At 66.0% G+C, this 13,592-nt stretch carries 10 protein-coding genes, 1 tRNA gene, 3 pseudogenes and 1 other annotated feature; of the genes and pseudogenes, 11 read left to right on the forward strand and 3 right to left on the reverse strand.

Annotated elements, in window-relative coordinates; translation table 11 throughout:
- The first annotated feature begins 23 nt into the window (after nt 1–23).
- The 3 genes and pseudogenes from KHC27_RS11385 to KHC27_RS11395 all read left to right on the forward strand — a co-directional run bounded on the left by KHC27_RS11385 (nt 24) and on the right by KHC27_RS11395 (nt 2,139).
- A complete protein-coding gene (locus KHC27_RS11385; RefSeq protein ID WP_213339146.1) occupies nt 24–458 on the forward strand; it encodes a lipid-binding SYLF domain-containing protein in 435 nt (144 codons plus the stop codon).
- Between the two features lie 320 nt (nt 459–778).
- Nucleotides 779–1,009, forward strand: coding sequence for a hypothetical protein (locus tag KHC27_RS11390; RefSeq protein ID WP_213339105.1), 231 nt, complete (start codon nt 779–781; stop codon nt 1,007–1,009).
- 52 nt (nt 1,010–1,061) lie between these two features.
- A pseudogene (locus tag KHC27_RS11395) lies at nt 1,062–2,139 on the forward strand (IS3 family transposase).
- Nucleotides 1,344–1,460 (forward strand) — a sequence feature (AL1L pseudoknot). (Overlaps the previous pseudogene by 117 nt.)
- Nucleotides 2,140–2,352: 213 nt before the next feature.
- Here KHC27_RS11395 and KHC27_RS11400 read toward each other — a convergent pair.
- Nucleotides 2,353–2,916, reverse strand: a complete 564-nt coding sequence (locus KHC27_RS11400; protein WP_213339107.1) for a TetR/AcrR family transcriptional regulator — start codon at nt 2,914–2,916, stop codon at nt 2,353–2,355.
- A 109-nt stretch (nt 2,917–3,025) separates the two neighbouring features.
- Here KHC27_RS11400 and KHC27_RS11405 point away from each other — a divergent pair, with 109 nt between their 5' ends.
- The 6 genes and pseudogenes from KHC27_RS11405 to KHC27_RS21680 all read left to right on the forward strand — a co-directional run bounded on the left by KHC27_RS11405 (nt 3,026) and on the right by KHC27_RS21680 (nt 7,955).
- The gene (locus KHC27_RS11405) at nt 3,026–3,814 is read left to right on the forward strand and encodes an SDR family NAD(P)-dependent oxidoreductase (RefSeq protein WP_213339148.1); all 789 of its coding nucleotides are present in this window, start codon (nt 3,026–3,028) and stop codon (nt 3,812–3,814) included.
- 92 nt (nt 3,815–3,906) lie between these two features.
- A complete protein-coding gene (locus tag KHC27_RS11410; RefSeq protein ID WP_213339150.1) occupies nt 3,907–4,908 on the forward strand; it encodes an NADP-dependent oxidoreductase in 1,002 nt (333 codons plus the stop codon).
- 114 nt (nt 4,909–5,022) lie between these two features.
- Nucleotides 5,023–5,838 (forward strand): oxidoreductase, encoded by an 816-nt coding sequence (locus tag KHC27_RS11415; protein ID WP_213339108.1) that lies wholly within the window; start codon nt 5,023–5,025, stop codon nt 5,836–5,838.
- 517 nt (nt 5,839–6,355) lie between these two features.
- Nucleotides 6,356–6,805: pseudogene (locus tag KHC27_RS21670) on the forward strand (recombinase family protein); the annotation flags it as partial.
- Nucleotides 6,806–7,067: 262 nt separating this feature from the next.
- Nucleotides 7,068–7,160, forward strand: a pseudogene (locus tag KHC27_RS21675) (hypothetical protein); the annotation flags it as partial.
- A gap of 147 nt (nt 7,161–7,307) precedes the next feature.
- Nucleotides 7,308–7,955 carry a recombinase zinc ribbon domain-containing protein gene (locus KHC27_RS21680; RefSeq protein WP_246519872.1) on the forward strand — a complete coding sequence of 216 codons (648 nt, stop codon included), beginning with the start codon at nt 7,308–7,310 and terminating at the stop codon, nt 7,953–7,955.
- Between the two features lie 2 nt (nt 7,956–7,957).
- Here the strand turns inward: KHC27_RS21680 and KHC27_RS11425 are convergent.
- Together KHC27_RS11425 and KHC27_RS11430 are read right to left on the reverse strand one after the other, a co-directional pair.
- Nucleotides 7,958–8,047 (reverse strand) — tRNA-Ser (locus KHC27_RS11425).
- A gap of 311 nt (nt 8,048–8,358) precedes the next feature.
- Nucleotides 8,359–8,712 carry a hypothetical protein gene (locus KHC27_RS11430; protein ID WP_213339110.1) on the reverse strand — a complete coding sequence of 118 codons (354 nt, stop codon included), beginning with the start codon at nt 8,710–8,712 and terminating at the stop codon, nt 8,359–8,361.
- Between the two features lie 267 nt (nt 8,713–8,979).
- Between KHC27_RS11430 and KHC27_RS11435 the strand changes: the two genes are divergently transcribed.
- Both KHC27_RS11435 and KHC27_RS11440 read left to right on the forward strand, forming a co-directional pair.
- On the forward strand, nt 8,980–10,134 hold the full coding sequence (locus KHC27_RS11435) for an efflux RND transporter periplasmic adaptor subunit (RefSeq protein ID WP_343210894.1): 1,155 nt from the start codon (nt 8,980–8,982) through the stop codon (nt 10,132–10,134).
- A gap of 78 nt (nt 10,135–10,212) precedes the next feature.
- A complete protein-coding gene (locus KHC27_RS11440; RefSeq protein WP_213339114.1) occupies nt 10,213–13,413 on the forward strand; it encodes an efflux RND transporter permease subunit in 3,201 nt (1,066 codons plus the stop codon).
- Nucleotides 13,414–13,592 lie beyond the last annotated feature (179 nt).

Genomic DNA, 13,592 nt, shown 5'->3' on the forward strand with positions numbered 1-13,592 from the left:
CTCTGGTTTGGAAGGTGTCGTCGATGAAAATCTTGTCGGTACTCAGGGTCGGGCTTCTCGCATTGGCAGCGCTCATCGGCGCCGTATCGATGGCGAGCGCCGCTGACGGCTCAATCACCATCCGCATCGTCAAGGCCGGCTTCGTGGTCGGCGGATCGGCCGGAGACGGCGTGCTGACGTTTCAGGGCCGCAAATATCCGCTCTCGGTGGGCGGGCTGAGCTATGGCCTGACCTTCGGCGCGTCGGAAACGCGGCTGCACGGTACGGTCCGCAATATCAAACGCCCCTCCGACATTTCCGGCGTCTATGCACAGGGTGGCGCCGGCGCCGCTCTCGGAAAGGGCGCCCAGGTCGTCGTCCTGACGAACCAGAACGGCGCCGTTCTGGAGCTGGGCGGCGAGCAGAAGGGCCTCATCGTCAGCCTCGATCTGAGCGGACTTGCCTTGTCGCTGAAGTGAGCCGTCCCGTCGAATTCGGGGGCCTTCCCTGAACACGGCACGCGACGTCATCAGCCCGGCGGCATCGCCGGGCGGTCTGCAGGTCCGGGCACGCGATGCGCCAGATGACCTTACAGACCGGCGCTTGCCGGCGATCCGGCAAGCCTTCGCTTCCCGCCGATCACGCGGGCGCATCGCCGGAAGCCTTCTTCCGCACGCATGGCGATGCCGTCCCGCGCCTTGCGGGGGAGGAGACGAGCGCAAGGAGCCACGGCCGACCGCGGTAGCGTCGACGGGACGGCGACGGTGCCCCTTCAAAGGCGCCATCGCCTCGGGACCCGATGGCGCAGAGTGATGCCGGAGAGCGGATCAACGGCCAGGAGGCAATTCGCGACCGCCGGCAGGCCGATGGTGACCTCGCCGCACCCCCTCGCGACCTCCGCCTGGTGCGCCGACACACCAGTTCGCGCGAAGCAAACCGCGCCACCGGTTCGGGCGGCGGTCTGCCCGGAACGCCGGAAGCCGTCTCAGGCCGAAAAAATCGGCGGCGCGAGCTGCCCGGTTGGGACTGAAGTGAGCCGGCCCGGCTTTGCCGGAGGCCCCAACTCCTGAGAGGATGGGGCTATGACGAGCAAGAGGACGAACAAGTTCTCGCCTGAGGTGGGCCCGGGCGGTGCGGATGGTGCTGGATCACGAGGCTGAACACCCTTCGCGCTGGCAGGCGATGGTGTCGATTGCGGCGAAGATCGGCGGCGCGGCGCGCTCACTGGATGAGTGGCTGAAGAAGGCGGAGGTCGATGCCGGCAAGCGGGCCGGCGTGACGACGGATATGTCTGCGAAGCTGAATGCCCTTGAGCGGGAGAACCGCGAGCTGCGGCAGACGAACGAGATCCTGCGCAAGGCATCGGCTTATTTCGCCCTGGCGGAGCTCGACCGCCGCTCGAAGCCATGATCGCGTTCATCGATCATCATCGCGGTGCGTATGGGGTCGAGCCGATCTGCAAGGTAGTGCCGATCGCCCCATCGATCTATCATGCCCATGTCGCCCGGAGGCATGTCGCCCGGAGGCTTGATCCGTCGACGTGCTCGGCACGGGCACTACGGGACGAGGTTCTGCGCCCCGAGATCGAGCGCGTGTTCGCCGAGAACTTCGATGTGAACCGGGTGTTCCATACGCCGGCGCCGAACCAGCTTTGGCTGTCCGATTTCACCTATGTCAGCACCTGGTCGGGCTTCGTCTACGTCGCCTTTGTGATCGACGCCTATGCCCGCCGCATCGTCGGCTGGCGGGTGAGCCGGACCGCGCATGCCAGCTTCGTGCTGGATGCGCTGGAGCAGGCCCGTCACGAGCGACGGCCCGCCCATCGCGGCGCCCTGGTGCACCATAGCGACCGCGGTTCGCAATATGTGAGCATTCGCTAACACCGGACGGCTGGCTGAGGCCGGCATCGAGCCCTCCGTCGGCAGCGTCGGTGCCAGCTGTGACAACGCCCTCGCCGAGACGATCAATGGCCTCTACAAGGCCCAGGTCATTCATCGGCGGGGTCCCTGGCGCTCCTTCGAGGCCGTTGCGTTCGCCACGCTGGCCTGGGTTGACTGGTTCAACCATCGCCGGCGGCTGGCGCCTATCGGCAACATCCCGCCGGCCGAAGCCGAGGAACGCTACTACGTCATGCTCGGTGAGCAGAAAATCGCGACATGACTTAAACCAAATGGCCTCCGGTGAAGCCGGGGCGGTTCAGTCCGCTATTCGGGACTTCAATCGAGAAGCAGACGTATCGCCCCGATGAAATGCCGAGGGCGAAACTGACCAATAGCCTACCTTCGAAACTTCCGCTTCGAAGTCCGTGTCAAATTGCTGGGTGCGCGACTGCTCGCCGAGGGTGCGATCCAACTCCGTTCGCAGGCCTCGGAATTACACGTCTGACCCGTTCGTGATCCCCGCATCGATCCAGGCGCGTGTCTGCTCCAGGATCTCGTCCGAAAGAGCGGGGTCATCAATGGCGCGGGCGAGGATGACGGCGCCCACCATCGCCGCCCAGCTTCCGATCGCGGTGCGGCGCCGGTCTTCCGGAGGCGCCTCCGGGAGCGCGGTCTCGATACGGGCGATCTGCGAGCGAAGCCCTTCCGTCATCGCCGCGCGCGCCGCCGGGGTCTGGTGGCGTATGGCGGCGGCGAGGCCCGCCGTGGGGCAACCCGCGGCCGGATTATCGCGATGGCGCGGCGATAGATAGGCACTCAGATAATGGCTGAAATCGCCATTTCCGCCTGAGTCCGCCGCGAGGACATGGGCCAATGTCTGCGCGACCAGATCATCCTTTGAACTGAAATGCCCATAGAAGCCGCCATGGGTGAGCCCGGCGGCCTTCATCACCTCGGCCACGCTGACCGCGTCGAACCCCCGGTCGCGAAACAGCACGCTGGCGGCGTCGAGGATGCGGCGGCGGTTCTCCGCCATCTGCTCGCGGCTGACCTTCATTTCAGATTCCTCCGCCCCCGTCATTGACAGTTACATGACGATCATCATATTTAAACGCAAACATGATGATTATCATGTATATGACCACGAATTGAAGAGAGAGCAACCCATGGCCGCACACCCCTCCGTTCTCATAACCGGCGCTTCGACCGGCATCGGCGCAGCTTATGCCGAGCGTTTCGCCCGCCGTGGGCATGATCTGGTGCTGGTTGCCCGCAACACGGCGCGCATGGAGGCGCTGGCGGCTCGCCTGCGTGAAGAGACCGGCGTGGCGATCGAGATCGTCACGGCCGATCTGACCCAGCCCGCCGACCTCGCGGCCGTCGAGGCCCGCCTGCGCGACGACGTGCGTATCGGCATCCTCATCAACAATGCCGGAACGGCCATTGGCGGCAGCTTCATCGAGCAGAGCACCGAGGACGTCGCGCGTCTGCTCGCCCTCAACACCACCGCCGTCCTGCGGCTGGCCAGCGCCATCGCGCCGCGTCTGGCACAGGCCGGCGATGGTGCGATCGTGAATATCGGCTCGGTGGTCGGTCTGGCGCCGGAATTCGGCATGACCGTCTATGGGGCGACGAAAGCCTTCGTGCTGTTCCTGTCGCAGGGGCTCAGCCTCGAGCTCGGCCCGAAGGGCGTCTATGTTCAGGCCGTGCTCCCCGCCGCCACGCGTACCGAAATCTGGGGTCACGTCGGCGCGGACGTCGACGCCATGGCCGGGGTGATGGACGTCAATGAGCTGGTCGACGCGGCGCTGGTCGGGTTCGACCGCCGCGAGGCCGTCACGATCCCGCCGCTGCCCGATGTGGAGCAGTGGAACGCCTTCCAGGCCGCGCGTCAGGCCATGCTGCCGAACACCCGCCAGGAACACGCCGCCGCGCGCTACCGGACGGCCGACTGAGCCTTTGCCCGCCACGGCCCGGCGCGCCGGCGCCAGTCCCGTCCTTCCGACCAGCGGCGGGCAATCCGCAGGAAACCAGAGAGCGCACCATCATGAAGGCCTTCATCCTCGACAGGTACAAGAAGAGCGGCGTCCTGCGCTTTGGCGAAAGGCCGGAGCCCTCATTGGGTGATGAGGATGTCCTGGTCGAGATTCACGCCGCCGGGCTGAACCCTCTGGATTCCAAGATCCGGGATGGCGCCTTCAAGCCCCTTCTTCCGTATCGCCCGCCTTTCGTGCTGGGACACGACATGGCGGGACGGGTCGCGCGGGTTGGCGCGAAGGTCCGTCGCTTCAAGGCGGGGGACGAGGTCTATGCCCGCCCGCGCGATGGCCGGGTCGGAACCTTCGCGGAGCGGATTTCCATCCATGAGGATGATCTCGCGCTGAAGCCTAAGAACCTGACCATGGAGGAGGCGGCGTCCATCCCCCTGGTCGGGCTGACGGCCTGGCAGGCCCTGGTCGACCGCGCCGATTTGCGCAAGGGACAGAAGATCCTCATCCACGCGGGTTCGGGCGGCGTTGGGACATTCGCCATTCAACTGGCCAAGCATCTCGGCGCGACGGTCGCGACGACCACCAGCACCGCCAATATGGATCTGGTCCGAAGCCTCGGCGCCGACGTTGTGATCGACTACAAGACGCAGGACTTCGAGAAAGTCCTGTCAGGTTACGATGTCGTCCTGAACAGCCTCGGCGGCGACACGCTTCAGAAGTCCCTGAGCGTGCTGAAGCCCGGCGGAAAGCTGATGTCCATCTCCGGCCCGCCGGACCCCGATTTCGCCCGGCAGAAGGGGCTGAACTGGGGCCTGCGGCAGCTCATGCGGCTTCTGAGCTTCGGCATTCGCCGGAAGGCGAAAGGCCGGGGGCTCGCCTATTCCTTCCTGTTCATGCAGGCGAATGGCCGGCAGTTGAGCCAGATCACGGCGCTGATCGAGGGCGGGGCCATTCGCCCGATCATGGACCGGGTCTTCCCGTTCGCCGCGACCAACGAGGCCTTGGGCTATCTCGATACCGGACGGTCCAAAGGCAAGGTCGTCCTCAGGCTGAAGTGACGGCGGCGTCGCCTCACCCTGACGCATGGCCGGCCCTGCGGCGCCGGCCGGCGGTGACTCTTTGGGTCGCGATAGCGGACCCGTTCCCTCGTCCCGCAAACCGGAACAGCAGCCATGTCCTCACACTCTCCGAAAACCGCTCTTGTGACGGGGGCGTCGTCCGGCATCGGCCGGGCGAGCGCCGAAACCCTGGCGCGGGCCGGCTTCACCGTCTTCGGCACCAGCCGCAAACCGGGTGGAACCGCCCCGAGCGGGGTCACGATGCTGGCCTGCGACGTGACGGATGACACCTCCGTCGCCGCCCTCGTGTCGCAGGTGCTCGCCCGCACCGGGCGCATCGACGTTCTCGTCAACAATGCCGGCGTCGGCATGTTCGGAGGCGCCGAGGAATCCTCAGTTGCGCAGGTTCAGCGCCTTTACGACGTCAATCTGTTCGGCGTTGTCCGGGTCATCAACGCGGTGCTACCGTCGATGCGGGAACGCGCGCAGGGCCGCATCATCAATCTCAGCAGCGCGCTCGGGTTCATCCCCGCGCCGTATTCGGCCCATTATGCCGGAACCAAGTTCGCTGTTGAGGGCTATTCCGAGTCGCTCGATCACGAAGTCCGTGCCTTCAATGTCCGCGTCGCCCTGATCGAGCCCGGAACGGTGACCGGCAATTTCGACCAGAGCGCGCTGGAGCCGGATGCCAAGAGGCCGGAGTATGATGGCGGCCGCGCCTGGGTGCAGGACTTCATCCGGAAGTCGCTGCCGAAGGCGGTCACGCCCGAAGAGGTGGCGGAAGCGGTGCTTCGGGCTGCCACGGCGTCGCGCCACAGGCTGCGCTATCCCGTTGGCAAGGTGGCGAAGCAGGTGAGCCTGCTGCGTCGCCTCATGCCCGCGCAGCTGTTCGACAAGGCGCTGCGCCAGCAATTCGGCCTGCCAAGTTGAGGCAGCTGAAGCTTCGCGCCTGCTTTGTGCTGGTCATATTGTGAAAGACCAAGACCGGGCGCGGAGACTCGCTAATGTCCGCTTTTGGGCTGCGGCCGTTGCTGGATCAATGACCGACATCGGGGCGCAAAGTCGCCGTTCGCACGGGCGTGCAGAGATGGCCGTTTCGGGTCAAGGGAGTACTGCGTATCGCTGGTCATAGATCGGCTGTTGGGCATCGGTCGCCGTCGCGCCAGTGTTAGGAATGACCGGACGCTCACATTCACCCACTCGATACCCTGCCTATCGATTTGCGCCGGGCCGCTTGCCCGACAACCTCTACACCTACGCCGAAACGCGGCCGCCCCGCCGCAGGACGCGGCCGTACCCAGATCCCACCTCGATGACCGTCATCGACGATTGGCCGGAATACATTCCGGTGACAGAGGTGTAGATTGCTGTCTTCAAGGCGTGGTTCGGGGATGTTCTGGAGGAGCTGATCCAAGAGGAATGACGGCCTGACACGAAAGGCTCCGCCATGACCGCTCCGCGGCGTGCCGCTTTGTACCTGCGCGTCTCCACAGCCCGGCAAGCCGAGCATGATGTGTCGATCCCCGACCAGCGCCGGCAGGGCGAGGCCTATTGCCAGGCGCGCGGGTATCAGCTCGTCGAGACTTATGTCGAGCCGGGTGCCTCGGCCACAAATGACCGCCGGCCCAAATTCCAGCGGATGATCGAGGCGGGCACGCTGAGGCCGGCGCCATTCGATGTCGTGGTGGTGCACAGCTTCTCGCGCTTCTTCCGCGATCACTTCGAGCTGGCATTCTATGTCAGGAAGCTTGCCCGCAATGGCGTGCGACTGGTGTCGATCAGCCAGGAGATGGGCGATGACCCGATGCACGTCATGATGCGGCAGATCATGGCGCTGTTCGACGAGTACCAGTCGAAGGAGAACGCCAAGCACGTCCTGCGGGCGCAGAAGGAGAATGCCCGGCAGGGCTTCTGGAATGGTGCTCGCCCGCCGATCGGCTATCGCGTCGTCGAGGCCGAGCAGCGCGGCGCCAAGGTGAAGAAGAAGCTGGAGATCGATCCGCTCCACGCCGACACGGTGCGGCTGATCTTCGATCTCGCGCTGAATGGCGATGGCCGTTCCGGCCCGATGGGCGTGAAGGCCATCGTCAGCCATCTCAACCGCAACCGGATCTACACCCGCGAGGGCGGGGCGCTGGGGCATCGGTCCGCTTCACAGGGTGCTGACCCGCCGCACCTATGTCGGCGAGCACCAGTTCAACAGCCGCTCCAAGAGCAAGCAGAAGAAGCCCGAGAGCGAGGTGGTCGTGGTCGCTGTGCCGGCGCTGATCGACACCAAGGTCTTCGACGCCGTGCAGGGGCAGCTTCAGGCGCGCAACCCCAAGATCGTCCCCCCGCGCGTGGTGAGCGGCCCGACGCTGCTGACTGGTATCTGCTATTACGCGCAGTGCGGCAGGGCCATGACCATCCGTACCGGTAAGAGCGGGCGCTACCGCTACTATGCCTGCTCGATCAAGGCACGGCAGGGCGAAACCGGCTGTGCCGGCCGCGCCATCCCGATGGAAACGCTCGACACGCTGGTGGCGAGCCACATTGAGCAGCGCTTACTCCAGCCGGAGCGGCTGCAGGAGATCCTCGCTTCTATGCTCAGTCACCGCCAGGAGCGGCTTGAGCGTCGCCGCGAGCACATCGCCGAGCTCACTAAGCGCGCCACTGAGGCTGACCAGCGGCTGCGCCGGCTCTATGACGCCATCGAATCAGGCGTCGCCGACATCACCGATCCGTCGCTGAAAGAGCGTATCGACGGGCTGAAGGCGATCCGCGACCAGGCGCAGGCCGATATTGCCCGCGCTCAAACTTCTCTCGCCACCTCCGGCGAGGACGCTGTCACGCCGGCCATGGTGGCGCGTTTTGCCGACATCGCCCGCAAGCGCATGCGCATCGAAGGCGGCGGCTACCGGCGCGTTCATTTGCGCGCCCCGGATCAGCGGGTCGAGGTCGGAGCCAAGGAAGTCCGCATCATCGGATCGAAAGGAGACCTGCTCCGAACGCTGGCTGCCCTCTCAGGAGGGAAAACGGCTACCCTCGGCGTGCCCGGTTGCGGCTGAAATGGCGGAGGGAGCGGGATTCGAACCCGCGATACGGTTTCCCGTATACACACTTTCCAGGCGTGCGCCTTCAACCACTCGGCCACCCCTCCGCAGCGCTGGCGCGCCGCCCTGAAACGCCGCGCCGTCGCAAGGGGCGGCGGACAATCCAGAGAGGCGCGGGAATATAACGAACACAGCCGCCTGACAAGCTGTCATGCCGCGCAATTCCCAGCCCTGCACAAGCATCCGCTCCCGGAGCTTCGCTCATCCCGGAAGACAATCTGGCCCGCGGCACGCGCGAGCCGAGCCCGGAACCCCGGCGGAGACCGCAGGACCGCCGCCATGTCACGAGGACCGGCCGTACATAGGGGCGCGCCGGACATGGGCCGGAGCCGCCACGGCCGGGGGCGCGCCACACGGCTCAGTTCGCGGTGGATACCGCGCCGAGCGAGCAGGCCGCCTTGTCGGCGCGAACCCCGATCAGATGGATCTGATCGGTGCCCTTGGTGCCCGAGACCACATTGTAGATCGTGGTGCCGGCGGAACCCGCCGGCTTGCCCGCCGTGGTGAAGGCGCAGGTCACCACCGCCGAGGCGATGGTGCCGGTTCCGGTGTTGCGGACCGACACCTCGACCACCGAGCCCACCGCATCGGTGTAGACATCGCCCTGGGTCAGGGTAGCCCCATCCGCCCGAGCCGGCCTCACTCCCGCCCCGGCCAGCAGCACCGCGGCCGCCACCGCCACACCCGCCCACACCCGTCGCATCGCACCCATGTCTCACTCCCCCGGGGCAAGAAAGCCCTTCACACGCACATACCTACACCGCCACCGCGCCAACGGCACGCGCACCCGTGTGGCCTTTCGGACAATGGTACGAATTTTCCGCGCCACCTGTAGCGGGAAGCTGGGTTTCGTTACCTTTAGCGATTAGGAATGTCGGTAATGTCGCTACGTCGCGTCGGGGCTCGCCCGGCAAGGCTCTGCCGGCGGCGGCAAGAGAGGGTTGGGGGACTTGATATGAGTTGGAAGGCGCGTCTTCCGGTGGCGGGTCACCGTCTGACGAGCGGCACGGCGGTTCTCGCCCTCGCCCTGGCGGCAGCGGCCTGCCAGGAAAAGAACGAGTATGTGCCCCCGCCTCCCGCGCAGGTGACCGTCGCGGTGCCGCAGCAGGAAGAGGTGACACGCTACCTCGAGTTCACCGGCAACACCGCCGCCATCAACAGCGTGGATCTGGTCGCCCGTGTCGAGGGCTTCCTGATGTCCATCGACTACAAGGACGGCGCCATCGCGAAGAAAAACGACCGCCTCTTCCTGATCCAGCAGGATACCTATCAGGCCAATCTCGACGGGGCGAACGCGGCACTGGCCTCCGCCAACGCGCAGTACACCAACGCCGTTACCGAATACAACCGCCAGGCGACGCTGGGCAAGCAGGACTTCTCATCCCAGGCCGTCGTCGACAAGGCCAAGGCCAGCATGGATTCGGCCAAGGCGAGCGTCGATTCCGCCAAGGCGAATGTCGAGATCGCCCAGATCAACCTCGGCTACACCACCGTCACCGCACCGTTCGACGGCATCGTGACGCGCCATCTCGCCGATGTCGGGCAGCTCGTCGGCCACAACACGCCGACGACCCTCGCCACCATCGTCCAGGTCGACCCGATCTACACCTATTTCACCGTCAGCGAAAATCAGGTCCTCGAGGTGAAGAAGCACCTCGCCGAGACCGGCCGCACGCTGCGCGACGTCAAGGACATCCAGGTCGATATCGGCCTGCAGGACGAGGACGGCTTCCCGCACAAGGGCCAGCTGGACTACATCTCGCCCGAGGTCGACCCTTCCACCGGCACCATGCAGGTGCGCGCGATATTCGACAACAAGACCTATGCGCTGCTGCCGGGCCTGTTCGTCCGCATCCGCATCCCGACCATCAAGACCCCGAATGCGCTGCTCGTGGACGACACCGCCATCGGCACCAATCAGCTCGGCAAATACGTGCTGGTGGTGGGGGCCGACAATGTCGTCGTCCAGAAGGTGGTCAAGGTCGGTCAGCTCGAGGGCCAGTACCGGGTGATCGAGAGCGGCCTCGAGCCCGGTGATCGCGTCATCGTCGGCGGCATCCAGCGTGCCGCTCCCGGCGCCAAAGTCGACCCGCAGCTCCAGGCAGCGGCTCCCGCCGCCAAGCCCGCCCCGTAGGACCTGCACCACCGGCCCAAGGGCCGGTCGATCTTGACCCTGCCGCCTTCTGGCACGAGCGCATTCAGGACGCCCGCAATGATCTCCCGCTTTTTCATCGAACGGCCGGTCCTCTCGAACGTCCTGGCGCTGGTGTTCGTGCTCATCGGTACGGTGGCGCTGCTGAAGCTGCCCATCGCGCAGTACCCGAACGTGGTGCCGCCGACGGTGCAGGTGACGACGCTCTACCCCGGCGCCAGCGCCCGGACCCTGGTTGACACGGTGGCACTGCCGATCGAACAGCAGGTGAACGGCGTCGAGGGCATGCTCTACATGCAGTCGACCAGCGCCTCCGACGGCACCTATACCCTCACCGTCACCTTCGCGATCGGCACCGACCCCGACTTCGCCCAGGTGCTGGTGCAGAACCGTGTGGCCATCGCGATGGCCTCGCTGCCGGAATCGGTCCAGGTGCAGGGCGTCACCACCCAGAAGAAATCGACCTCCATCCTTCAGTTCGTCACGCTGTTCTCGCCGGATGGCCGGTATGACAGCCTGTTCCTCGCCAATTACGGCATCATCAATCTCCAAGACGAGATCGCCCGCCTGCCCGGCGTCGGCAATGTCGGCGTGTTCGGCTCCGGCCAATACGCCATGCGTATCTGGCTCGACGCCGACCAGCTCAAGGCGCGCGGCCTCACGCCGAGCGACATCTCGGACGCCATCAAGCGGCAGAGCCAGGAAGTCGCCTCCGGCGTCATCGGCATGCCGCCAGTGCCGAAGGGCCAGAATTTCCAGTACACGCTGAACGTCTCCGGCCGCCTCAACGACGCGGTCGACTACGAGAACATCATCGTGAAGGTCGACAATTCCGGCGGCGGGCGCATCACCCGCCTGCGCGATGTCGCGCGCGTCGAGATCGGCGCCCAGACCTACAGCCAGATATTCACCTATAACGGACAGTCCGCCGCCGCGCTCGGCATCTACCAGCTGCCGGAGGCCAACTCGCTCCAGGTCGCGACCGAGGTCCGCGCCAAGATGGAGGAGCTGTCCAAGAACTTCCCGCCCGGCCTCAAATATGAGGTGCCGTTCGACACCACGGTGTTCGTCAACGCGTCGGTGAACGAGGTCTACAAGACCCTGTTCGAAGCCGGCATCCTCGTGCTCATCGTCATCCTGGTGTTCCTGCAGGACTGGCGCGCCACGCTCGTGCCGGCGACGACGGTGCCCGTCACCATCATCGGCACCTTCGCCGCCATGGCGGCGATGGGCTTCACGGTCAACCTGTCGACGCTGTTCGCCATCGTGCTGGCCATCGGCATCGTGGTCGACGACGCCATCGTCATCGTGGAAGGCGTCGCCCGCCACATCGAGCGCGGGTTGCCGGGCCGGGAGGCGGCCGAGAAGGCGATGGACGAACTGTTCGGCCCCATCATCGGCATCACGCTGGTGCTGATGTCGGTGTTCATCCCCGCCGCCTTCATGCCGGGGCTCACCGGGCAGATGTACCAGCAGTTCGCCCTCGTCATCGCCGCGACGGCCTTCATCTCGGCCATCAACGCGATGACCCTGAAGCCGACACAGTGCGCGCTGTGGCTGCGCCCGCCGGTGCCGCCGGAGAAGCGGAATTTCTTCTACCGTGGCTTCAACGCCGTCTATGACCGCGCCGAGCACTGGTATGCCGGGGTCATCCGCCGCATGGTGCGGGTGAGCTACCTCACCGTGAGCGTGGCGCTGGTGCTGATCGGCGTCGCGATCTGGGGCCTCACCCGGGTGCCCACCGGCTTCCTGCCGATCGAGGACCAGGGCTACATGCTGATCGGCGCGCAGCTTCCGGACGGCGCGTCGCTGCAGCGGACCCAGGACGTCATGGCGCAGATCTCGGATCTGGCGAGCAAGACCCCCGGCGTGAAGAACGTCATCGCAATTTCGGGCGTCTCGCTGCTCGACAACAACGCCACCCTGCCGAACGCCGGCGTGGCCTATGTCATGCTCAAGGACTGGGGCGAGCGCGACAAGGCCGGCCAGGGCCTGCTCGAGATGCTGGAATCCCTGACCGCGGCCATGGCGAAGGTGGACCGCGCCACCACCTTCGTGCTGCCGCCGCCGCCAATCCAGGGCATCGGCAACGCCAGCGGCTTCAACATGATGGTGGAGTCGAAGGACGGCAGCTTCGACTTCCCCGAGCTTGAGGCCCTGACCAACACGGTGGCGAAGAACGCCGCCACCCAGTCCGCGCTGTCCCACCTGACCACCACCTTCCGGGCGGAGGTGCCGCAGCTCTACATCGCCATCAACCGCACCAAGGCGGAGACGCTGGGCGTCACGGTCGGACAGGTGTTCAGCGCCATCCAGGGCTATGTGGGTTCGAGCTACGTCACGCAGTTCAACCAGTTCGGCCAGACCTTCCAGGCCTACCTGCAGGCGGAAGCGAAGTTCCGCCGCACCCCGGCTGAGGTGCTGAACCTCAATATCCGCACGCCGAAGGGCGACATGGTGCCGATCGGCACGCTGGCGGAGATCAAGCCGGTGCTCGGCCCCTCGCTGATCACGCTCTACAATCTCTATCCCGCCGCGACCGTCGTCGGAGGCTCCTCGCCCGGCTTCAGCTCCGGCCAGGCGCTCGACATCATGGGCGAAGTCGCCAGCAGCGTGCTGCCGCCGGGCACCGGCTACGAGTGGAGCGCGATGTCCTATCAGGAGAAGGCCGTCGGCAACGAGGTGTACTACGTCTTCGGCCTCGCCATCCTGCTGGTCTACTTCGTGCTGGCCGGCCAGTATGAGAGCTGGATCCAGCCCTTCGCCGTCCTGCTCGCGGTGCCGCTCGCGCTGCTCGGCACGGTGGGGGCGCTCACCGGGCTCGGCGTCGCCAACAACCTCTACACCCAGATCGGCCTGATCCTGCTGATCGCGCTGTCGGCCAAGAACGCCATCCTCATCGTCGAGTTCGCCCGTGAGAAACGGGCGGAGGGCATGGAGATCGCCGAGGCCGCGACCGAGGCGGCGCGGCTCCGGTTCCGCCCGATCCTGATGACGTCCTTCGCCTTCATCCTCGGCGTGGTGCCGCTGGTGTTCGCGGAGGGCGCCGGCGCCAATTCGCGCAAGTCGATCGGCATCGCCGTTTTCAGCGGCATGCTGGCCTCGACCTGCCTTGCGGTGCTGTTCGTGCCGTCCTTCTACACGGTGCTGCAGCGCTACGAGGAATGGAGCCTCGCCCGCAAGGCGGCGAAGAAGGCGGCCGATCCGCGCAACGCCCCGCCGCGCGATCCGCCGGCCGGCGCGCCGCACCCCTCGCACTGAGACGAGCCGCCATCCCGACGATCCCGCGCCGGCCGCGCCCAGATAGAAGGCAGCGGCCGGCGTTTCTCTAGGCGCTACTAGGCACAGTGCCCTGCCACACCGCCGCAGCGGGCGGTGTCGCGGCGATGCCGCCACCCCCCGCCGCCCGGCACGAATCCTGCGTCATCTTCCGTGCCGAC

Source organism: Ancylobacter lacus (genome assembly GCF_018390635.1).
Taxonomy (GTDB): domain Bacteria; phylum Pseudomonadota; class Alphaproteobacteria; order Rhizobiales; family Xanthobacteraceae; genus Ancylobacter; species Ancylobacter lacus.